The 21,440-nt window shown below is 72.2% G+C and carries 19 protein-coding genes and 1 tRNA gene; 7 read left to right on the forward strand and 13 right to left on the reverse strand.

The genetic code is table 11. The features are described 5' to 3' along the window. The first annotated feature begins 83 nt into the window (after positions 1 to 83). The 4 genes from ACQEVZ_RS21785 to ACQEVZ_RS21800 all read left to right on the forward strand — a co-directional run bounded on the left by ACQEVZ_RS21785 (position 84) and on the right by ACQEVZ_RS21800 (position 3,672). Positions 84 to 659, forward strand: coding sequence for an RNA polymerase sigma factor (locus ACQEVZ_RS21785; RefSeq protein ID WP_433369316.1), 576 nt, complete (start codon positions 84 to 86; stop codon positions 657 to 659). After that, positions 649 to 1,923, forward strand: a complete 1,275-nt coding sequence (locus ACQEVZ_RS21790) for a hypothetical protein (RefSeq protein ID WP_433369319.1) — start codon at positions 649 to 651, stop codon at positions 1,921 to 1,923. The genes ACQEVZ_RS21785 and ACQEVZ_RS21790 overlap by 11 nt, the downstream gene beginning before the upstream one ends. Positions 1,924 to 1,988: 65 nt before the next feature. Further along, entirely contained in the window at positions 1,989 to 2,486 is a 498-nt protein-coding gene (locus tag ACQEVZ_RS21795; protein ID WP_354899071.1) for an RNA polymerase sigma factor, read from the forward strand. Then, entirely contained in the window at positions 2,479 to 3,672 is a 1,194-nt protein-coding gene (locus ACQEVZ_RS21800) for a sialidase family protein (RefSeq protein ID WP_433369323.1), read from the forward strand. Before ACQEVZ_RS21795 ends, ACQEVZ_RS21800 begins: the two co-directional genes overlap by 8 nt. A 23-nt stretch (positions 3,673 to 3,695) precedes the next feature. On the opposite strand, the gene galE is transcribed toward ACQEVZ_RS21800, so the two are convergent. Further along, the gene (galE, locus tag ACQEVZ_RS21805) at positions 3,696 to 4,667 is read right to left on the reverse strand and encodes a UDP-glucose 4-epimerase GalE (RefSeq protein ID WP_344503860.1); all 972 of its coding nucleotides are present in this window, start codon (positions 4,665 to 4,667) and stop codon (positions 3,696 to 3,698) included. An 85-nt stretch (positions 4,668 to 4,752) separates the two neighbouring features. Here galE and ACQEVZ_RS21810 point away from each other — a divergent pair, with 85 nt between their 5' ends. Beyond that, complete coding sequence (locus ACQEVZ_RS21810; RefSeq protein ID WP_344503861.1) at positions 4,753 to 5,535, forward strand: hemolysin family protein; 783 nt, start codon at positions 4,753 to 4,755, stop codon at positions 5,533 to 5,535. Positions 5,536 to 5,543: 8 nt separating this feature from the next. Here ACQEVZ_RS21810 and cysN read toward each other — a convergent pair whose 3' ends face one another. The 9 genes from cysN to ACQEVZ_RS21855 form a co-directional block, all read right to left on the reverse strand. Continuing rightward, positions 5,544 to 6,833 (reverse strand): sulfate adenylyltransferase subunit CysN, encoded by a 1,290-nt coding sequence (cysN, locus tag ACQEVZ_RS21815; protein ID WP_344503862.1) that lies wholly within the window; start codon positions 6,831 to 6,833, stop codon positions 5,544 to 5,546. A 1-nt stretch (position 6,834) separates the two neighbouring features. Then, positions 6,835 to 7,743 (reverse strand): sulfate adenylyltransferase subunit CysD, encoded by a 909-nt coding sequence (cysD, locus tag ACQEVZ_RS21820; protein ID WP_344503863.1) that lies wholly within the window; start codon positions 7,741 to 7,743, stop codon positions 6,835 to 6,837. Between the two features lie 19 nt (positions 7,744 to 7,762). Next, positions 7,763 to 8,602 (reverse strand): 3'(2'),5'-bisphosphate nucleotidase CysQ, encoded by an 840-nt coding sequence (locus ACQEVZ_RS21825; RefSeq protein ID WP_344503864.1) that lies wholly within the window; start codon positions 8,600 to 8,602, stop codon positions 7,763 to 7,765. Beyond that, on the reverse strand, positions 8,602 to 10,596 hold the full coding sequence (locus tag ACQEVZ_RS21830) for a sugar transferase (RefSeq protein ID WP_433369329.1): 1,995 nt from the start codon (positions 10,594 to 10,596) through the stop codon (positions 8,602 to 8,604). Before ACQEVZ_RS21830 ends, ACQEVZ_RS21825 begins: the two co-directional genes overlap by 1 nt. A 134-nt stretch (positions 10,597 to 10,730) precedes the next feature. Further along, entirely contained in the window at positions 10,731 to 11,318 is a 588-nt protein-coding gene (gene pth, locus ACQEVZ_RS21835) for an aminoacyl-tRNA hydrolase (protein WP_425552263.1), read from the reverse strand. Between the two features lie 1,359 nt (positions 11,319 to 12,677). Then, positions 12,678 to 13,313 carry a 50S ribosomal protein L25/general stress protein Ctc gene (locus ACQEVZ_RS21840; protein ID WP_433369333.1) on the reverse strand — a complete coding sequence of 212 codons (636 nt, stop codon included), beginning with the start codon at positions 13,311 to 13,313 and terminating at the stop codon, positions 12,678 to 12,680. Positions 13,314 to 13,659: 346 nt separating this feature from the next. Continuing rightward, a complete protein-coding gene (locus tag ACQEVZ_RS21845; RefSeq protein WP_344503867.1) occupies positions 13,660 to 14,640 on the reverse strand; it encodes a ribose-phosphate diphosphokinase in 981 nt (326 codons plus the stop codon). A 35-nt stretch (positions 14,641 to 14,675) separates the two neighbouring features. Continuing rightward, a complete protein-coding gene (gene glmU / locus ACQEVZ_RS21850; RefSeq protein WP_344503868.1) occupies positions 14,676 to 16,145 on the reverse strand; it encodes a bifunctional UDP-N-acetylglucosamine diphosphorylase/glucosamine-1-phosphate N-acetyltransferase GlmU in 1,470 nt (489 codons plus the stop codon). Positions 16,146 to 16,189: 44 nt separating this feature from the next. Continuing rightward, positions 16,190 to 16,264, reverse strand: a tRNA-Gln gene (locus tag ACQEVZ_RS21855). A 207-nt stretch (positions 16,265 to 16,471) separates the two neighbouring features. Here ACQEVZ_RS21855 and ACQEVZ_RS21860 point away from each other — a divergent pair. Further along, positions 16,472 to 17,434: an acyl-CoA desaturase gene (locus ACQEVZ_RS21860; RefSeq protein ID WP_344503869.1), complete on the forward strand. Its 963-nt coding sequence runs from the start codon at positions 16,472 to 16,474 to the stop codon at positions 17,432 to 17,434. Positions 17,435 to 17,522: 88 nt separating this feature from the next. After that, positions 17,523 to 18,125: a TetR/AcrR family transcriptional regulator gene (locus ACQEVZ_RS21865; protein ID WP_344504024.1), complete on the forward strand. Its 603-nt coding sequence runs from the start codon at positions 17,523 to 17,525 to the stop codon at positions 18,123 to 18,125. A 52-nt stretch (positions 18,126 to 18,177) separates the two neighbouring features. Here ACQEVZ_RS21865 and ACQEVZ_RS21870 read toward each other — a convergent pair whose 3' ends face one another. From ACQEVZ_RS21870 to ACQEVZ_RS21880, 3 genes are read right to left on the reverse strand one after another with little or no spacing between them, the layout of a single operon-like run. After that, positions 18,178 to 18,648 carry a DUF4383 domain-containing protein gene (locus tag ACQEVZ_RS21870; protein ID WP_344503870.1) on the reverse strand — a complete coding sequence of 157 codons (471 nt, stop codon included), beginning with the start codon at positions 18,646 to 18,648 and terminating at the stop codon, positions 18,178 to 18,180. Positions 18,649 to 18,668: 20 nt separating this feature from the next. After that, positions 18,669 to 20,477: an ABC-F family ATP-binding cassette domain-containing protein gene (locus ACQEVZ_RS21875; RefSeq protein ID WP_433369339.1), complete on the reverse strand. Its 1,809-nt coding sequence runs from the start codon at positions 20,475 to 20,477 to the stop codon at positions 18,669 to 18,671. Continuing rightward, positions 20,478 to 21,431: a 4-(cytidine 5'-diphospho)-2-C-methyl-D-erythritol kinase gene (locus tag ACQEVZ_RS21880; RefSeq protein WP_425552265.1), complete on the reverse strand. Its 954-nt coding sequence runs from the start codon at positions 21,429 to 21,431 to the stop codon at positions 20,478 to 20,480. Between the last annotated feature and the right edge of the window lie 9 nt (positions 21,432 to 21,440).

The following is a 21,440-nucleotide window of genomic DNA, read 5'->3' on the forward strand; positions in this document are numbered from 1 at the left end:
CGCGTCATTCTGTCAGCACCACCACAGCGGTGGCGCAACCGGGAGCGGGTCATAGCGGTCTTCAACGGTGAGGGGGTGACGGGGTGGGTGAAGAGCTCGAGGCACGCGAGGCCGTCCGTGACGCGTACGAGGCACATTACCGGCGGCTGGTCGCCGCCCTCTACGCGCTCACCGGCGACCACGCCGAGGCCCAGGACCTGGTCCAGGAGGCCTACGCGCGCGCCCTGGCCCGCCCGCGGCAGTTCCTCGACGTCGCCGACCCGGAGGCGTGGTTACGCACCGTCGCGATGAATCTGGCCCGGACCCGCTGGCGGCGCCGCCGGCTGTTCGACACCCTGGTCCGCAGCGGCCGTGTCGCCCGTCCGGTGGAAAGCGTGCCCGGCGTCGACCCCAACCGGGTGGCGCTCGTCGCCGCCCTGCAGCAGCTGTCGCAGGCGACGCGCGAGACGATCGTGCTGCACCACCTGGCCGACATGTCCGTGCACGAGGTCGCCGACGCCCTGGGCGTGCCCGTCGGCACGGTGAAGGCCCGCCTGTCGCGGGGCCGCGCCATGCTCGCCGCCCTGCTCAGCGACGCCGACCCCGACGCCGTCGGCCCGCGCCGCCGCCCCGCGGTCCTGCCCCAGCGAGACGTCCAGGAGGTGCGCGATGCGCCCTGACCTGGACTTCCGCACCCTCCGCGCGCAGATCGAGTCGGCGACGTGGATGCCCGACTTCAGCCTGCTGTCCCGCCGGGCCGGCCGGGTCCGCAGACGCGACCGGATGGCCGTCGCCGGCGCCCTGGTCGGCACGCTCGCCGTGTTCGCGCCCGTCGCCCTGGCCGGCGTGTTCGGCCGCCCCACACCGGCCGCCCTCGGCCCCAACCCGGACATCGGCGACCCCTGGAGCCCGCAGCCGTCGGCGTCGGCGCCGGCGAGCGGCACGTTCGAGTCGACCCGGACGATCCGGGCGGCCGCCGGCGACCTGCCCGACGGCGTGGTCGCCGCCGTGGACGTCTGCGTCGAGGTGCCGCAGGCCCGCCGGTGCAACCTCCAGGTGGTCGTGCTGCGGGACGGGTCCGCGCAGCGGCGCGGCCCGTTCCTGATGGACGCGCTGCGGCAGAGCCCGCTGGACAAGCTCGACCACATCGAGCTGGCCCGGATCTCCCCGCAGACGTTCATGCTCAGCGGCGAGGTCAGCGGCGGCTCCCGCACCAGCGTGAAGTTCCGCCTCGACGACAAGCCCGCCACGCCGGTCATCGGGCCCGAGACCCGCGAGGCCCTCGGACCCGCCGACCGGGCGCTCCAGCTCGCCCAGTACGGCGACCTCTTCGGCGTCCGGCAGGACACCGGGGGGCTGAGCCTGCTCGTCGACCAGCCGCCGATGGCCCGCCGGTCCCTGGTGGGCGACCTGCCGGTCGCGGCCGGCTGGTGGGTCACCGGCGCGGACATCCACTCCGGTGCGCCCGCGGTCGCGGTCAGCACCGACCAGGGCCGGCACTGGCAGGCCGTCACGCTCCCCGCACCCACGGGCATCGACGCGCCGACGCTCGCCACGCTCGACGGCGTCACCGCCCACGCGTTCATCCGCTACAGCAAGGGGATCCGGCACTTCCGTACCCGCGACGGCGGCCACACCTGGCAGGAGGTGACCACCAAGATCGAGCTGCCGGCGCCGCTGAACAACGACGGCGCGCTCAACGGCCGCGCCTTCGGCGTGCTGGCGCGCCTCGACCGCTCGCTGGTGCTGTGGGTCCAGGGCGACTCCGAGATCGCCTACCTGCAGAGCATCGACGGGGAGCACTTCGAGATCGTCGCCGGCCCCGGCGGCCCGCTCGACGCGCTCGACAACGGCTACGCCTCGCTCGGCGACCCGCCCAGGCTCTCCCTGGACGGCCGCAACTGGCAGTCCGCCACGCTGTCGGCGACCGTCCTGCCGGACTGACCGCGGGTTCCCGGAAAAGTGGAATTCCCGGGAACCGAAGGAGGCGGCCGAGGATCGTGGCCGGTGTGAGCGAGCTCGAGGGGGTCTACCACGCCTGCTACCGGCGGCTGGTGACGCAGCTCTACGCGTTCACGACCGACCTCACCGAGGCGCAGGACGTGGTCCAGGAGGCGTTCGCCCGCGCCGCCGCCCGGCCCGGCGGCTTCACCGGCATCGACAACCCCGAGGCGTGGCTGCGCACCGTGGCGGTCAACGTCGTCCGCCGCCGCTGGCGCCGGCGGAAGCTGCTCGACCTGATCATGCTCCGCGAGCGCGCCGTCCAGCGGCACGTGGAGGCCGGCCCCTCGCCCGAGCGCACCGACCTGACCGACGCCCTCGACGCCATTCCCCGCACGTACCGGGAGGTCATCGTGCTGCACTACTACGCCGACCTCAGCGTCGAGGAGATCTCGGCCACGCTCGGCGTGCCCGGCGGGACCGTCAAGTCGCGGCTGTCGCGGGGGCGGGCCGCCCTCGCCGAACGGCTTCCCGGCTATGCGCCCACGGAGGTGCGTCATGCCTGACGAGCTGGAGACCCTGCTCCGCGCCCAGCGGCTCGACTTCACCCAGCCGCCGCTGGCCGCGATCACCGCCCGGGCCCGCGTCCTGCGCCGCCGCCGGCGCGCCGCCCAGGTGGGGGCGGTCGCCCTGGGGCTGCTCGTCGCCGCGTCGTTCCTGGTCCCGCGCCTGATCCCGCGCGAGGCGCCACCGCCGCAGGTGGCCGCCTCGCCGTCCGCCGCGCCCGGCGCCGTCTACACGGGCGGCGGGATCACGATCAACGGGCTGCCCGCCCTCCCCCGGGACCTCCCCGGGAAGATCCAGGACGCCGAGTTCATCGACGCCGACCGTGGGTTCCTGCTCACGGTCGACTGCGCCGCCACCTGTACCGCCTGGGTCAACGCCACCCTCGACGGTGGCCGGACGTGGAGCACCGCCCAGGCACCCGGCGCCTTCCGCTCGCCCCCGCGCGGCGCGCTGCCGTCGCTGGTGGTCACCGGGTCGCGGATCACCCTGCTCGGCGCGGACGGCGCCCGGGCCAGCAGCACCGACGGGGCCGACTGGGACACCGACTCCCAACCGGCCACCACCGTCGACGCACTGCCCGGCGACGCCCGCCTGGTCCTGCGCGACGGGCGGCTCATGGCGCTGCTGCACGACGGCACCACGCTGGTGCAGCCGCACGCCCAGCCGCCGCTCGGGTTGGCGTGGGTCGCTCCCGTACGCGCGGGCGACGGCTCCTGGTGGGTCGGCGGGGCGGACGGCGGCCACCCGGCGGTGGCGGTGTCCCGCGACGGGGGCGTCACGTGGAAGCCGACGACGTTCCCCGGCGGCGGCACGGCCCAGGTGTCGTTCCTCGGCCGGGACGTCTACGCGGCACTGACGGACCCCACCACCACCCCGCCCACGCTGCTGGGCGTCGCCGCGTCCTCCGACGGCGGCGCCGGCTTCGGCCAGCCCCGCCCGCTCACGGCGACCACCATCGGCGGCGACCTGGTCCCGCTGCTGGACGGCCGCCTCGTCATCGTCGACGGCGACAGCCACTGGCTCGTCTCCACCGACCGCGGCGCCACCTGGCAGCGGGTCCAGGGCCTGCACCCGACGAAGCGGCTGTCCCGGACGCAGACCGGCTGGGTCGCCTACGAGATGTCCACGATCTACACCGCGTACTCGGTCGACGGCACCACCTGGCAGAAGCTCGACGCCCAGTAGCGCCCGCCCTGGACAAAGCCCTGTCAGCCCCGGATGAGGTCCCAGGCGTCCTGGACCATCGTCGACAGCTCGGTGTGCCGCGGCGTCCAGGACAGCTCCCGCTTCGCCTTGTCGGAGGCGGCGACGAGCCGCTCCGGGTCGCCCGGGCGGCGGGGCGCCATCTCGACCGGGATCGGGTGGCCGGTGACCTCGCGGACCACGTCGACGACCTGCCGGTTGGAGAAGCCGGTGCCGTTGCCCAGGTTGTAGACGCGGTGGCCGGGGCCGTCCATGGTCGCGAGCGCCAGGAGGTGGGCCTCACCCAGGTCGGCGACGTGGATGTAGTCGCGGATGTTGGTGCCGTCGGGGGTGTCGTAGTCGTCGCCGAAGAGCTGGAGCTTCTCCCGGCGGCCGAGCGCGACCTGCAGCGCGATCGGGATCAGGTGCGTCTCGGGGTCGTGCCGCTCGCCGATGATCGAGCCGTCCGGGCGGCGCAGCGCGCCGGCGACGTTGAAGTAGCGCAGGCTGACCGCGGAGATGCCGTGGCCGACGGCCTCGCCCGTGAGCGCGTGGTCGGCGGCGAGCTTCGAGGTGGCGTACGGGTTGGGCGGCCGCACCGCGGCGGTCTCCGGGATCGGCACGACGTCGGGGTCGCCGTAGACGTTCGCCGTGGAGGAGAAGACGAGGCGGCGGGTGCCGGCGGCGCGCATGGCGTCCAGCAGCAGCAGCGTGCCGACGGTGTTGTTCTCCCAGTACTTCTCCGGCTTCTGCACGCTCTCGCCGGCGGCGATGAACGCGGCGAAGTGCAGCACGCCGTCGAATCCGGCGTCGCGGGTCAGCACGTCGCCGATCGCGTCGTGGACCCGGCCGCGGACGAAGACGGCGCCCTGCGGCACCGACGACTCATGGCCGGTGGAGAGGTCGTCGAGCACTGTCACGTCGTGACCGGCGTCGAGCAGCAGTGCGGTGACGACGCTGCCGATGTAGCCGGCGCCCCCGGTGACGAGCAGTTTCACGGCGTTCCTCCAAAAGTCATCAGGAACCAACAAATTTACACGTCAGAGGTGAACGGCATAGTGCCCGGCACCTACAATTTCGGGCATGTCGCAGCATGGCGCCGGGACCTTGCGACAGGCTGTGGCGGGTCTGCTGAGCCGCTTGGCGCACCGGCTGCACACCGCCGACGAATCCACGGACGTCAGCGAGGCGGAGCTGCGCACGCTGATCGCCGGCGGCACCGGCACCGGCCACGTCCGTGAGGTGATGGTGCCGCGGACCGAGGTGCTGTTCCTCGACGCGGGCCTGACGGTCGCCGAGGCGGTGACCGTCGTGCGGGCCACCCGGCACTCCCGGTTCCCGGTGATCGACGGCGACCAGGACGACGTGCTCGGCTTCGTCCACGTGCGCGACCTGACCCTGCTGCCCGCGGTCGACCCCTGCCTGCGGCTGCGGGAGCTGACCCGCGAGGTGAAGCGGCTGCCGGCCAGCAAGCGGGTCCTGGCGGCACTGTCGGAGATGCGGCGGGAGGGCCACCACCTGGCGGTCGTCATCGACGAGTACGGCGGGACCGCGGGCATCGTGACCCTGGAGGACCTGATCGAGGAGCTCGTCGGCGAGATCCACGACGAGTACGACCTGCCGCCTCTTGAAGAGAAGACCGCCGAGGTCGACGGGCGCCTCAACCTCGCCGACCTGGCGGAGCGGACGGGGCTGACACTGCCCACCGGCCCGTACGAGACCGTGGCGGGCTTCGTGATGGCCCGTCTCGGGAGGCTGCCCCGTTCCGGCGACGAGGTGCGGCACGACGGCTGGCACCTGCACGTCAGGACGGTGGAAGGCCGCCGGGTGGCGCGGGTGTCGGTGATCCGCCCGCGCCAACCGTAAGCGGATGTTCAGCCGGCCTCGATGATCATGCCGGCGCCGACGGTCCGGTTCGTGGCCTCGTCGATGATGATGAAGCCGCCGGTGGTGCGGTTGCGCCGGTACTGGTCGGCGAGCAGCGGCACCGTGGTGCGCAGCTTCACCCGGCCGATCTCGTTGAGGCCGAGCGACGTCGCCGACTCGTCGCGGTGCAGCGTGTTCACGTCCAGCCGGTACTGCAGGCCGCGGATCACGGTGCGGGCCGAGCGGGTCGTGTGCTTGATCGAATACTTGGCGCCGACGGTCAGCGGGCGGCTCTCGTCCATCCAGCAGATCATCGCCTCGATGTCCTGGGCGACGGCCGGCGCGTTGTTCGGCCGGCAGATCAGGTCGCCGCGGGCGATGTCGATCTCGTCCGCGAGCCGGATCGTCACCGACATCGGCGGGTACGCCTCCTGCAGCGGCCCGTCGGCGGTCTCGATGTGCGTGATCTTCGTGGTGAAGCCGGACGGCAGGACCATCACCTCGTCGCCGGGCTTCAGCACGCCCGAGGCGACCTGGCCGGCGTAGCCGCGGTAGTCGGCGACCGTGGTCGACTGCGGACGGATCACGTACTGCACCGGGAACCGCACGTCGACCAGGTTGCGGTCCGAGGCGATGTGCACGTGCTCCAGGTGGTGCAGCAGCGACGGCCCCTCGTACCACGGCATGTTCTCCGACCGGCTGACGAGGTTGTCCCCGTGCAGCGCCGAGATCGGGATGACCGTCAGGTCGGGCGCCTCGAGCTTCGCCGCGAACGACGTGAACTCGTCGGCGATCCGCTCGAAGACCTCCTGCGAGTAGTCGACGAGGTCCATCTTGTTCACGCAGAGCACCAGGTGCGGCACGCGCAGCAGCGAGCACAGGAAGGCGTGCCGCCGGGACTGCTCGACCAGGCCCTTGCGCGCGTCGACCAGGATCAGCGCCAGGTCGGCGGTGGAGGCGCCGGTGACCATGTTGCGCGTGTACTGGATGTGCCCCGGCGTGTCGGCGATGATGAACTTCCGCCGCGGCGTCGCGAAGTACCGGTAGGCCACGTCGATCGTGATGCCCTGCTCGCGCTCGGCGCGCAGGCCGTCGGTCAGCAGCGCGAGGTTGGTGTACTCGTCGCCACGCGAGCGCGACGTGGCCTCGACCGCCTCCAGCTGGTCCTCGAAGATCGCCTTCGAGTCGTAGAGCAGCCGGCCGATCAGGGTCGACTTGCCGTCGTCGACGGAGCCCGCCGTCGCGAACCGCAGCAGGTCCATCTGCCGCTGGGCGGGCGTCTCAACAACCGCGGTCATCTTAGAAGTACCCCTCACGCTTGCGGTCTTCCATGGCCGCCTCGCTGACCTTGTCATCGCCGCGGGTCGCGCCGCGCTCGGTGATGCGGGTCGCGGCGACCTCGTCGATCACCTTGTCGATCGTGTCCGCGTCGCTGCGGACCGCCGCGGTGCAGGAGGCGTCGCCGACGGTGCGGTAACGGACCCGCTCCACGAACGGCTTCTCGCCGGACTTCAGCGGCAGGAACTCGTTGATCGCGTAGAGCATCCCGTTACGGTCGACGACCTCGCGGTCGTGCGAGTAGTAGATGTCGGGCAGCGGGATGCCCTCGCGGGCGATGTAGTGCCAGACGTCCAGCTCGGTCCAGTTGGACAGAGGGAAGACGCGGATCGACTCGCCGGGCGCGATGCGGGCGTTGTAGAGCGCCCACAGCTCGGGCCGCTGGTTGCGCGGGTCCCACTGGCCGAAGTCGTCGCGGAAGCTGAAGACGCGCTCCTTGGCGCGGGCCTTCTCCTCGTCGCGGCGGGCACCGCCGAACAGCGCGTCGAAGCGGTACTTCTCGACGGCCTCCAGCAGGACCGGCGTCTGGATCCGGTTGCGCATGCCGTCGCCGGACTCGCGCACCAGGCCGCTGTCGATCGCCTCCTGGACGCTCGCCACGATGAGCTGCACGTTGAGCTCGCCGACGCGGCGGTCCCGGTACTCGAGAACCTCGGGGAAGTTGTGCCCCGTGTCGACGTGCATGACCGGGAACGGGATCCGGCCGGGCGCGAACGCCTTCTCCGCGAGGCGGAGCATGACGATCGAGTCCTTGCCGCCGGAGAACAGCAGGACCGGTCGCTCGAACTCGGCGACCACCTCACGCATGATGAACAGGCTCTCGGCCTCGAGAGCGTCCAGATGCGAGACGCGGTAGGGCGCGCGGCTCATGGTTGGCGGAAACCTTTCCCTAGGAAGCGACGGACGCGCTGATCGCGGCCAGCAGCTGAGGCGCCAGTGCCTTCCGACACACCACCAGGTCAGGCAGCCGTGGGTCGGGCTGGTTGTATTCCAACGTAGTCCCGTCGATCCGGGAAGCGTGCAGACCCGTGGCGACCGCCACAGCGACCGGTGCGGCGGAGTCCCACTCGTACTGACCGCCGGCGTGGACATAGGCGTCGACGGCGCCGTCGATCACCGCGGCGATCTTCGCGCCGGCGGATCCCATCGGCACCAGCTCGATCGGCAGCCGCTCCGCGAGCGCGGTCAGCAGCGCCGGCGGGCGGGTCCGGCTGGCCGCGAGGCGGATCGGCTCGCCCTGCACGCCCGGCATGGGCGGGAAGGGCGGCGGGGCGTCGGTGCCGAGCACGCAGTGCTGCGCCGGGAGGGCGACCGCACCGGCCAGGAGCCGGCCCCAGCCGGCGGCGCGCTGCGGCTGCGGGGTGCCGTCGCCGGCGTACTCGGTGATCCGCGCGGACGTGCGGCCCCACAGGGCGACGTGGACCGCCCAGTCGGCGCGGCCCTCCTCGCCGAACTCGCGGGTGCCGTCGAGCGGGTCGACGATCCAGACCCGATCGGCGTTCAGCCGGGTGGCGCTGTCGGCGCCCTCCTCGGACAGGACCGCGTCGGCGGGGCGCCAGCGCTCCAGCTGCGCCACCAGCAGCTCGTGCGACTGCCGGTCGCCGGCCTTGCGCAGGGCGGCCGGGTCGGCGTACCCCATCTCCTCGCGGAGTTTCAGCAGCAGGTCGCCGGCGCGCTGGGCGAGCCAGCGCGCGAACCCGCCGTCGGTGGCGGGTGGCAGATCGGTCATCAGTACGCTCCAGCCCCTCGGGTCACCGCGCTCAGCGTCCGCAGCATGATCACCAGGTCGAGCGACAGCGACCAGTTCTCCACATACTGCAGGTCGAGGCGGACCGCTTCGTCCCACGATAGGTCCGACCGGCCGGACACCTGCCAGAGGCCGGTCATCCCGGGCCGCACGGCCAGCCTGCGCCGGGCGTCGTCCGGATACACGGCGACCTCCTCCGGCAGCGGCGGGCGCGGCCCGACCAGTGACATGCTGCCTCCGAGCACATTGAGCAGCTGGGGCAGCTCGTCGAGCGAAAACTTGCGCAGAAACCGTCCGACGCGGGTGACCCGTGGGTCGTTGCGCAGTTTGAACAGCGCGCCGTCGACTTCGTTGAGGTGCCGGAGCTCGGCGAGGCGGGCTTCGGCGTCCGTGTGCATGGTGCGGAACTTGACGATCACGAACTCACGACCGTCTTTTCCAACCCGTACTTGACGAAACAGTACCGGCCCTTTGGACTCCGCGCGAACCGCGAGCGCCAGACCAGCCAGAAGGGGACTCAGCACGACCAGCAGGACTACGGCGCCGACCCGGTCGACGACCGCCTTCAGCACGCGGCGCGCGCCGGTCAGCGTGGGGTGCTCGACGTGCAGCATCGGCAGGCCGTCGACGGGCCGGATGGTCGTCCGGCTGCCGGCCACGTCGATCAGCGTGCTGGCCACGATCAGGTCGATGTCGTCGCGCTCCAGGCGCCACGCGAGCCGGCGCAGGGCGTGCCCGTCCAGCTCGGGGCACGACAGCACCAGCACCGTGTCGGCCCGGGCCCGGCGCACCGCACCGGCGATCTCGTCGAACGTGCCCAGCACCGGCACGCCCGGCACGCTGCCCTCCTCGGCGAGGCAGGCGCCGACGACCTTCAGCCCGTGATACCGCTCCCGGCACAGCTGCGTGGTCATCGCCTCGACCGCCAGCCCGTGCCCGACCACCACGACCCGCCGCATGCAGGCGCCGCGCGTCTTGCGGGCCCGGTGCAGCAGCTGCCGCAGCACGAACCGCGACACCAGGCAGCCCGACGTGACCAGCGGCAGCGCGACCGCGAACCAGCCGCGGGCGATCTGGATCTCCGCGGCGTAGGCGCCGACGATGGTCGCGGCGGTCAGCCCCAGGCCGGCGCGCAGCACCCGCTGGTATTCGTCGGTGCCGACGAAGAGGTACCGCTTCTCGTACGCGCGGTTGGCGGCGAGGGTGGCGGTGAAGGCGACCGGCAGGAGCGCGGACAGCAGCGCGTAGCGGGTGTTGTAGTTCGTCAGCACCGAGCCGAACCGCACCTCGAACGCGACCAGGCCCGCGAGCACCCCGATCACCGAGTCGATCAGCAGCAGGGTCCGCAGGTAACGCCCCTCCCACGCCCAGCGGGCCCGGTGCCGCGGCGTCCTGGCCGGCTCGAGGTGCTCTTCCTGCGGTTTCGTCGCCGGTACGAACGTTGCCGCCCCTCCGACGGCATCCTCGACGGCGGCCTCGAGCTGGGCCGACACGAGGGCGGGCGGGACCGGTGGGCCGGGGGCCGGCGACACGGGGGCGGCGGCGGTGCGGGCGGCGGCCGACGGGAGGCGCTCGGGGTGCCCGGCGCGGCGGCCGGTGGTTGCACCCATGGGGCTGGGCCGGCGCCGTACGACCTGACGCTCGACGGTCTCCGTGCGCTGGACGGGTTCTGTGCGCTGGACGGGCTCTTTGGCCACCGCGGGTGGCGGCGCCGCGGCCGGTGGCGTGGACTGCAGGGCGTTGCTCTGGCGTTCGGGGCGCCGCAGGCCGCCGGAGCGCTCCTGGCGCGCACCTCCCGGCCGCTCCTCCCACCGCAGGCCGGCGCGGTGCTCACGCCGCTGGACGGCGCCGGTGCGCTCCTCGCGGCGCAGCGCGTTCGTGCGCTCCTCGCGGCGCAGGCCGCCGGGGCGGTCCTCGGGGCGGAGATGTGCCGGGCGGTGGAAGCCATCCCGCGCTCGCCCGCTGTCGACCGCCACGCACGCCTCCTTGAGTCCGCCTTCTTTGCAAAAGGTGCGACTTGGAGTACAACGTGCAACTCGGACATGCGTCACGGCGACACACGGACCCGCATGGCAGGTTCGGACCGGACGGACGATGGACAGGCAGGCCGTTACGACGCGTGATACTGGTTCTGCGCCGGCTCCAGGCCGCGCTCGATTACCATCTCCACCGCGTCCGCGGCCCGGTCGACGAAGAAGTCCAGCTCCTTGCGCTCGACCGCGGAGAAGTCCGACAGGACGAAGTCAGCCGGGTTCTGCCGCCCGGGCGGCCGGCCGATGCCGAACCTGACCCGCACGTAGTCCTTGCTGCCGAGCGAGGACGACATGGACCGCAGCCCGTTGTGGCCGCCCTCCCCACCGCCCTGCTTGAGCCGCAGCTGCTCGTACGGCACGTCGAGCTCGTCGTGCACGGCGATCACCTGAGCCACCGGCACCTTGTAGAACTGCGCGAGGCCGGCCACCGGCCCGCCCGACAGGTTCATGAACGTCAGCGGCTTCACCAGCACGATGCGCGGCCCCCCGACGCGCAGCCGCCCCTCGGCCACGTCGGCCGCGACCCGGCGATGCTTGGAGAACCGCAGCCCCGCCCGCTGCGCGATCAGGTCGGCAATCATGAAGCCGACGTTGTGCCGGTGTCGCGCGTACTCCGGGCCGGGGTTCCCCAGCCCCACGACCAGCCAGGGCGCGGTGTCCGTCATCAGGTCCCCTCACAGCGGCAAGGCCACGACCACCACCAGGCGTCCGAGCCCCGAGTCTCCACGAAGCGCCGGTCGAGCGGCCGGCTAGAACTGTCGTACCTCGCTGCTACCTTCATCACGTCGAGCTCGGCGAGATGCAGGCGCGGGAGGCGTCCGCGGCCAAGTCTCGCAGCAACGCCCCGGTCCCCGCGAGCCACCGGTCGCGACCGCCGACCGCGTCCAAGCCGCACCCACGGCCCGACCCGCAACCACGGCCCGGCCTCGGCGGACTGCCAGCCGCGGAGACCGGCAGCGGCCACGGCCTGGTCCGGCAGCCACGACTGGCCCTCCGCGAGACCCCCGTCGCGAGCGCCGGGTGCATCCACGGCCAGAGCCGCAGCCAGAGCCGGACCCGCAGCACAGCCTGGTCTCGGCAGGCCGCCAGTCACGGGCGGCGGAAGCGACCACAGCCAGCCACCCACGCGCCAAAGTCCCACAGCCACAGCCACAGCCCGGTCCCGCAGCCACGGCCAAGTCTCACCGAGACACCGGTCGCAGGCGCCGGATGCGTCGACGCCAACGCCGCAGCCGCGACCGGACTCGCAGCACAGCCTGGTCTCGGCAGGCTGCCAGTCATGCGCAGCGAAACGTCCACAGCCAGCCAGCCAGCCACGGCCGCGGTCCGCAGCCCGGCCTCGTCGCCACAGCCAAATCCCGCAGCCACGGCCAGGTCTACGCGAGACGCAAGTCGCGACGCCAAGTGCAGCCACAGCCAGACCCACAGCCACGGTCACGGCGGGCTGCCGGTCACGAAACGCTGAAAGCGTCCACGGCCAGCCACCCACAGCCGAGTCCCACAGCCACAGCTTGGACTCGCAGTCACGCCCAATCCCGCAGCCACGGCCAGGTCACGGCGGGCTGCCGGTCACGAAACGCTGAAAGCGTCCACGACCAGCCACCCACAGCCGAGTCCCACAGCCACAGCTTGGACTCGCAGTCACGCCCAATCCCACAGCCACGGCCAGGTCACGGCGGGCTGCCGGTCACGGGCGCCGGAAGCGCCTACAGCCAGCCACCCACGGCCGAAGTCCCACAGCCACAACCGAGCCCCGCAGCCACAGTCCGGTCTCTCGGCCACGGCCAAGTCTCCGCACGACACAGGTCGCGGGCGGCGAGTGCGCTTACAGCCAGGCTCGCAGCCGCGAGGGCCAGGCTCGGTGAGATGGCGGCGCCGGGGGCAGGGAGCGGCCGGCGCACGTGGATCGGTCCTTGCGACATCAGGGTCGCGGTGGGCCGGGTGCGCTGTGCTGGGCCGGGGTCCGCTCAGACAGCGGCCGCGGGTGCCCTTTGGGGCGCCCGCGGCCTTTGGAGCGGTGGAGCTCAGGCGTCGGCCGGCTCCGGGGTCGCCTCGGCGGCCTCGGCGGCCGGCTCGACGGCGGCCTCAGCGGCCTCACCCTCGAGCGCCTCGGCGGTCGGGGCGGCGCTGATGACGGCGACGATGCTCTCCGGGTCGGCGGCCAGCTCGGCACCGGCGGGGAGCTTGATCGCACCGGCGGTGACGTGGTTGCCGGCCTCCAGGCCGTCGATCGAGGCCTCGAGGAACTCGGGCAGCTTGGTCGCGTCGGCCAGGATCGCCAGGGTGGTGCTCTCCACCATGACGAGGGTGTCGCGGGCGGCCTCGCCGGTCAGGTGGACCGGGACCTCGACGGTGACCTTCTCGCCACGGCGGACGATGAGCAGGTCGACGTGCTCGTAGATGTCCTTGATCGGGTCGCGCTGGATGGCCTTCGGCAGGGCGAGCGCGGTGCCGCCGCCGTTGATCTCGATGTTGAAGATCTGGTTCTTGCCGCCGTGCCGGATGGCGGCGGCGAACTCGCGGGCGGGGAGGGCGATGTGGCGGGGCGCTTCGCCGTGGCCGTACAGCACGGCGGGCACCTTGCCGGCCCGGCGCGTGCGGCGGGCACCACCCTTGCCGAACTCGGTGCGGGGCTCAGCGCTGATCTTTACCTCGGACACGGCAAAAACTCCTGATGCGGTTGTGCGGCGGGCACCGGCCGGCGCGACCGGTAACAGTTGTCGTGTGCGGCGCACGGGCGAGGAGGCGCACGGGGCACAGGCCCGGAGCACCGCGTCGATCACGGAGCCCGATGGCCGTCATGCCGATCCCGCGAAGACCGCTTCCGCGATGGTCGCTGGAACGCACGCCCGGCCCTTGGAGCACCCTCGCCGTGGCAACCGCACTAGCTTACCCGAGACCTCCGGGCACCCTCACACGGCACCCGTCCGGTTGTGCAGATCACGCGCCTGTGTCAACCGGACGGGCCGCAGGGCCCTGGAAAAGACCAGGAAAGCCCGGGGAGGATCAGGACAGACCGCCGAAAAGGGTCGTGACCGACCCGTCGTCGAACACCTCGCGGATGGCGCGGGCCAGCAGCGGGGCGATCGACAGCTGGGTGATCTTGTCGACCTTCTTGTCGTTCGGGAGGGGGAGTGTGTTGGTCACCACGACCTCGCTGATCCGGCTGGCGTCGAGTCGCTCGCAGGCCGGGTCGGACAGCACGGCGTGGGTGGCCGCGACGATGACGTCGGCGGCTCCCTCCTGGAAGAGGATGTCGGCGGCGCTGACGATCGTGCCGCCGGTGTCGATCATGTCGTCGACGATCAGGCAGACCCGGCCCTCGACCTCGCCGACGACCCGGTTGGCGACCACCTGGTTGGGCTTGAGCGGGTCGCGGGTCTTGTGGATGAACGCGAGCGGGCAGCCGCCGAGGCGGTCGGTCCAGCGCTCGGCGACCCGGACCCGGCCGGAGTCGGGGGCGACGACGGTGATCGGGCGCCCGGCGTACTTGGCGTCGATGTGGTCGGCGAGGGTGTTCATCGCGAAGAGGTGGTCGACAGGGCCGTCGAAGAAGCCCTGGATCTGCGCGGTGTGCAGGTCGACGGTGAGGATCCGGTTGGCGCCGGCGGTCTTGAGCAGGTCGGCGACGAGCCGGGCGGAGATCGGCTCGCGGCCGCGGTGCTTCTTGTCCTGCCGCGCGTACGGGTAGAACGGCAGGACGACCGTGATCCGCTTGGTCGAGCCGCGCTTGAGCGCGTCCACCATGATCAGGCTCTCCATGAGCCAGTCGTTGATCGGGGCGACCATCGACTGCACGACGAACGCGTCGGAGCCGCGCACCGACTCCCGGTAGCGGATGAAGATCTCGCCGCTGGCGAAGTCGTAGGCGTCCATCGGTGTCGGCTCGACGCCGAGCACCGCCCCGATCTCCTCAGCGAGCGCGGGAAAACCCCGGCCGGAGAAGAGCATGAGGTTCTTGCGGTTCTCCGAACTGATGCTGGCCATGTGGGTTTCGCCCGCTCCCGATCTCGTGGTTGGGCTCATTGTTCGTCGGATGGCCCCGCATCGGCCACCGAGGCGGGCGCGACGTGGTTTTCTTCACGTGCGAGGGCGTCGCGCGCGGCCTGCGCGGCGGCTGTGCCAGGCCGCTTGCGCTCCACCCAGCCCTCGATGTTGCGTTGGTTGGCCCGGGAGACGCCGAGTGCGCCGGGGGGCACGTCCTTGACGATCACGCTGCCGGCGGCGGTGTAGGCGCCGTCGCCGACGTGCACCGGGGCGACGAACATGTTGTCGGCGCCGGTGCGGGCGTGCGCGCCGATCACCGACCGGCGCTTCTGCACCCCGTCGTAGTTGACGAAGACGGTCGCGGCGCCGATGTTGGTGCCCTCGCCGATCTCGGCGTCGCCGACGTAGGACAGGTGCGGCACCTTCGCGCCGTCGCCGATGTCGGCGGCCTTGGTCTCCACGAACGTGCCGACCTTCGACTTGCGGCCGAGCCGCGTGCCGGGGCGCAGATAGGCGAACGGGCCGACCGACGCCTGCGGCCCGATCTCCGAGGACAGGGCGTGGGTCCGCACGACGGTCGCGCCCTCGCCGACGATCACGTCGATGAGCGAGGTGTCGGGGCCGACGACCGCGCCCTCGCCGATGCGGGTCGCGCCGCGCAGGTGCGTGTTGGGCTCGACGACCGCGTCCCGGTCGAGGGTGACGGTGACGTCGATCCACGTGGTCGCCGGGTCGATGATCGCGACCCCGGAGCGCATCCACTCGTCGTTGATCCGGTCCCGCATGAGCGCCCGCAGCCCGGCGAGCTCGGCGCGGTCGTTGGCGCCGAGGGTCTCGGTGGCGTCCGGGGCGCGGTGGGCGACGATCGGCGCGCCGGCCGCGGAGAGCAGGCCGATGACGTCGGTGAGGTACTCCTCGCCCTGGTCGTTGTCGGTGGAGAGCTTGCCGAGCATCTCGCGCAGCCGCTCCGCGTCGAACACGTAGGCCCCGGAGTTGATCTCGCGGATGCCCCGCTGCGCGGGCGTGGCGTCGCGCTCCTCGACGATGGCCGCGAACTCGCCGCCCCGGTTGCGCACGATGCGCCCGAGGCCGGTGGGGTCGTCGACCTCCGCGGTCAGCACGGTCGCGGCGGCCTTGGTGCTCTCGTGCGTGTGCACGAGCGCGCTGAGGGTCTCCGCGCGCAGCAGCGGGATGTCGCCGTTGAGCACGACCACGGTGCCGGTGAGGTCGGGCGTCTCCTCCAGCGCGATGCGCACCGCGTGACCGGTGCCGCGCTGCTCGATCTGGGTGACCGGCACGGCGGCCGGCGCGATCTGCTCCAGGTGGGCCCGGACCAGCTCACCGCCGTGGCCGACGACCACGGTGGCGGCGCCTCCGATCGCCTCCTCGGCGGCGGCGAGCACGTGGCCCACCAGGGTCCGGCCGAGCAGCGGGTGCAGCACCTTGGGCAGGGCGGACTTCATCCGCTTTCCCTCGCCGGCGGCCAGGATGATCACGTTTCGCACGGGCGCGCTCCTCGACGGTGTCGGTGCGCCTCATCGTAGTCAGGTGGCTGGGGTGCCAGGATTCGAACCTGGACTGCGAGGCTCCAAAGGCCTGCGGGCTGCCGTTACCCCACACCCCAAAGATCTGCCTGTGCAGCCTACCGGTCGCGTCGATCCGGCTCGTATCGAGGCCGGTTCCCCTCACCCTCTCGGCGGGTCAGCCGATGTTTGCGGACGAAGATCACATAAAACCGCGGGTAATCGGCTTGACACAGAGCCAATCTGGCGAACCTACGCTTCCGTAAGTTACGGTGACGTAGGCGTAGCGTCGATCCCTGAGAGGTAGCATGTCCGCTGTACTGCTCGATCCCGTCCCTGGTCAGACCCCTGAGCGCGGGCCAAAAGCCCTGACCGAGGGGCGCCAGAGCGCCGGTATCCTGATCGCCCTCTGGGGATTCGTCGTCCTGCCGTTCGCCGCCCTGCTGGCGGCCGTCCCCGTCGCCTGGGGATGGGGACTCACCTGGCTCGACGTCGCGCTCGGCACCGTCTTCTACGTGATCGGCGGGCTCGGCATCGGCTCGGGCTTCCACCGGTACCTCACCCACGGCGCCTTCAAGGCCAACCGTGGGCTGCGCATCGCACTGACCATCGCCGGCAGCACCGCGATCGAGGGCAGCCCGACGCAGTGGGTCGCCGACCACCGCCGCCACCACGCGTTCTCCGACCGGGAGGGCGACCCGCACTCGCCGTGGCGCTTCGGGGAGTCGTTCGGCGGCCTGCTCAAGGGCCTCTTCTACGCCCACGTGGGCTGGCTGTTCCACCGCGAGCTGTCCAACCGGGAGCGCTTCGCCCCCGACCTGCTGGCCGACAAGGACATCCGCCGCATCGACAAGCTCTTCCCGGTGATCGTCGCGCTGTCCGCGACGCTGCCCGCGATCATCGCCGGCCTCGTCACCTGGTCGTGGCAGGGTGCGCTGTCGGCGTTCTTCTGGGCCGGCATCGTGCGGATCGGCCTGCTGCACCACGTCACCTGGTCGATCAACTCGATCTGCCACGTCTACGGCGAGCGCCCGTTCGAGACCCGCGAGGGCGACAAGGCCAGCAACTTCTGGCCCCTGGCGATCCTGTCCTTCGGCGAGAGCTGGCACAACCTGCACCACGCCGACCCGACCTGCGCCCGGCACGGGGTCGACAAGGGCCAGATCGACATCAACGCCCGGCTCATCTGGCTCTTCGAGAAGTTCGGCTGGGCCACGGACGTGCGGTGGCCGAAGCGGGACAGGCTGGACGCCAAACGGCTGGCACGATGAGCGGGTGACCGACCTTCCGGAGGAAATCCCGCACGTCCAGCGCAAGAGCCCGCCACCGCCGCCGGCCCTGCCGAAGTCACGGGTGCGGATGTCCGCCGCCCAGCGCCGCGAGCAGCTGATCGCCATCGGGCGGGCGCTGTTCGCGGAGCGGGGGTTCGACGCCACCTCCATCGAGGAGGTGGCGTCACGCGCGAAGGTTTCCAAACCCGTCGTCTACGAGCACTTCGGCGGCAAGGAGGGCCTCTACGCGGTGGTCGTGGACCGCGAGGTCCGCAACCTGCTGGACCGGCTCACCAACGCGCTGACCGGCGGCCACCCGCACGAGCTGCTCGAGCAGGCGGCCCTCGCCCTGCTCGACTACATCGAGCACGAGACCGACGGCTTCCGGGTCCTGGTCCGCGAGTCGCCGGTGATGTCGCCGACCGGCAACTTCATGAGCGTCCTCAACGACGTGGCGCACCAGGCCGAGCACATCCTCGGCTCGGAGTTCAAGCGCCGCGGCTTCGACCCGAAGCTCGCCGAGCTGTACTCGCAGGCGCTCGTCGGGATGGTCGCGCTCACCGGCCGCTGGTGGCTGGAGGTGCGCAAGCCGCGCAAGGAGGTCGTCGCGGCGCACCTGGTCAACCTGGCCTGGAACGGGCTGTCCAATATGGAGGGCAAGCCCACGCTCGTCACCGGCCAGGGCAGATGACGCGGAAGCGGCGCGCCGGACGGGTCCGGGGCGCCGCTTCGCTGTCAGTGGCTCAGGCGGTGCGGGGGCTGTGCCGCAGGTGCTCCTCGGCGTCGGCCGCCGAGGCGCTGCCGACCCGGTCGTAGAGGCTGGCGGTGCCGGTGATGCCCCCGAGGATGAACGTGACGATCACGTTGACCATCGAGAACGCGAAGATGTTGGCCTCGGTCTGCATCAGCGCGAGCGACGCCATGCCGACCACGGTCAGCACGATGCCGGCGAGCTGGTTGACGTAGTGCGCCAGGTTGCGCCCGACGAGGTTCGCGCCGAGGACGACGACCCCCGCGGCCAGCGACAGCAGCGAGAAGGCGGGGTTGGTGCGCAGCCCCAGGACCCACTCTGCCCCGTCCATGCCGGTGAACTGGTTACCCGACGTCTGGACGAATCCGACCACGCCGAAGACCAGCATGTAGAGACCGGCGACGACGCAGAGCAGCCGGTACAGGGGCCGGAGGTGGTGGTTGATCGGAAAGTGAGCGGCCATGACCGTATCTTAGGGCCGGGTCATCCCGCGATCTCGGCGAGGGCGAGCCATTGCTCCTCGATGAGCGCTTTCTCCTCCTGTACCGCGCGCAGCTCGGCGTCCAGAGCGGTGATCCTGGTGTAGTCGGTGGCGTGCTCCGCCAGCTGGGCGTGCAGCGCCGCCTCCTTCTGCGTCAGCCGGTCCATGCTGCGCTCCAGCTTCGACAGCTCCTTCTTCGCGGCCCGGGCGTCCTTGTCCGACGCCCGCAGGTCAGCGGCCTTCTCCCGGCCGGCCGACGCCGCGGAGGCAGTGCCGGTGCCGGTGCCGAACCCCTCCTCGGCCCCGGCGATGCGCTCCAGGTACTCGTCGACGCCGCCGGGCAGGTGGACGAGGTTCCCGTCGCCGAACATGCCGTAGACGACGTCGGCGACCCGCTCGACCAGGTACCGGTCGTGGCTGGCGACCACGATCGTGCCCGGCCACGAGTCCAGGAGGTCCTCCAGCGCCGCCAGGGTGTCGATGTCGAGGTCGTTGGTGGGCTCGTCGAGCAGCAGCACGTTGGGCTCCGTGGCGAGCAGGCGCAGCAGCTGCAGGCGCCGCCGCTCACCGCCGGACAGGTCCGCGACCGGCGTCCAGACCCGGGCGCCGCTGAAGCCGAAGACCTCCGCGAGCTGCGCCGCGGTCAGCTCCCGGTCGCCGAGCTTGACCCGCTTCGCGACCTCCTCGACCGCTTCCAGCAGCCGCAGGCCCGACGGCAGCTCCTTGAGCTCCTGCGACAGGAACGCGGCCCGCACCGTGCTGCCCCGCAGGAGCCGCCCGCCGTCGGGGTCCCGTACACCTGCCAGCACCCGCAACAGGGTCGTCTTGCCGGCCCCGTTGGCGCCGAGGACCGCGATCCGGTCGCCCGGCCCCACCAGCCAGTCCACCTCGGACAGCAGGGTCCGCTCGCCGGCCCGCAGGTCCACCTTGGACAGCTCGTAGACCTGCTTGCCCAGCCGCGTGACGGCGAGCCGCTGCAGCGACACCGTGTCGCGGGCGGGCGGCACGTCGGCGATGAGCGCGTTGGCCGCGTCGATGCGGAACTTCGGCTTGCTGGTGCGGGCCGGCGGGCCGCGCCGCAGCCAGGCGATCTCCTTGCGGAGCAGGTTCTGCCGGCGGGACTCGGCCTCGGCGGCGACCCGCAGCCGCTCCGCCCGGGCCAGGGTCCAGGCCGCGTAGCCGCCCTCGTAGGCGCGAACCGTCGCGTCGGCGACCTCCCACGTGGTCGTGCAGACCGCGTCGAGGAACCACCGGTCGTGGGTGACGACCATGAGCGCGCCGCGGCGCTGCAGCAGGTGCCGCGCCAGCCAGGCGATGCCGGCGACGTCCAGATGGTTGGTGGGCTCGTCGAGGATCAGCAGGTCGGCGGGGCGCACCAGCAGCGCGGCGATCGCGATGCGGCGCCGCTCGCCGCCGGACATCGGCCCGACGGGCGCGTCCAGGCCGAGGTGCGGCATGCCGAGCCCGTTGAGGACGGTGCGGACGCCGGCGTCGCCGGCCCACTCGTGCTCCGCGGCGAACGCGGCGGGCAGCCAGGCGGTGCCGATGATGACGTCGCGGACCGTGGCGGTCGGCGGCAGGTCGAGGTTCTGCGGCAGCGCCGACACCCGCAGGTCGCGCCGGTGTGTGACGCGGCCCTCGTCGGGCTCCTCCGCCTTGGTCAGCATCCGCAGCAGGGTCGTCTTGCCGGCCCCGTTGAGCCCGACGACACCGATGCGGTCGGCGTCGTCGACGCCGAGGGACACCTCGTCGAAGATCCGCCCCGCCGGGTACGTCTTGCCGACCTTGTCCAGGTTGATGATGTTGGCCATCTACAGCACTCTCGCTCCGGGCACGGGACCGACGGCGGTGCGCACCGCGCGGCAGCAGTTGGTGGCCTCCAGGTCGGCCGCGAGCAGCGCGGCGTGCCGGGCGTCCTCGGCCAGGAAGACCACGGTCGGGCCGGAGCCGGACACGAGCCCGGCCAGGGCGCCGGCGTCGAGCCCCGCGTCCAGGACCCCCCGCAGCTCGGGCCGCAGGTGCAGCGCGGCGGCCTGCAGGTCGTTGGCGAGGTGCTCGGCGAGCACGTCGGGGTCCTTCTGCCGCAGCGCGGCGAGCAACCCGTCGGGCGTCCCCGCCTCGCTCTGCGCGCCCAGCTCGTCGAACGTCTTGTAGACCGTGGGGGTCGACAGGCCCTCCTCGGCGACGGCGAGCACCCAGTGCCACGCGTGCCCGCCGGTCAGGATCGGGCTGACCAGCTCGCCGCGGCCGGTGCCCAGCGCGGTGCCGCCCAGGACCAGGAACGGGATGTCGGAGCCCAGCGTCGCGGCGATGCCGGCCAGGTCGTCGCGGGACAGCCCGGTCCCCCACAGCTGGTCGCAGGCGACCAGCGCGGCGGCCGCGTCGGCGCTGCCGCCGGCCAGGCCCGCGGCGATCGGGATCTGCTTCTTCAGGTGCAGCCTGGCGTGCGCGTCGTGGCCCGTCTCGGCGGCCAGGGCCCGCGCCGCCCGGATGACGAGGTTGTCCTCGCCGAGCGACAGCTGCCCGGTGCCCTCGCCCTCCATGGTGAGCGTCAGCGTGTCGCCGCGGCGGGCGGTGATCTCGTCGTACAGCCCGATCGCGTGATAGACGGTGGTCAGCTCGTGGAACCCGTCCGGACGCGCGGCACCGACGTGCAGGTGGAGGTTGATCTTCGCGGGCACGCGGACCCGGACCGGTCCGTGCGCGGCCAGGCGCGGCCGGTCGAACTCCTCGTCGTCGTCTTCGGAGAAGAGCGGCTCGGTCACGTGGTGCAC

Source organism: Dactylosporangium sp. CA-152071, from assembly GCF_050936335.1.
Lineage (GTDB): Bacteria > Actinomycetota > Actinomycetes > Mycobacteriales > Micromonosporaceae > Dactylosporangium > Dactylosporangium maewongense.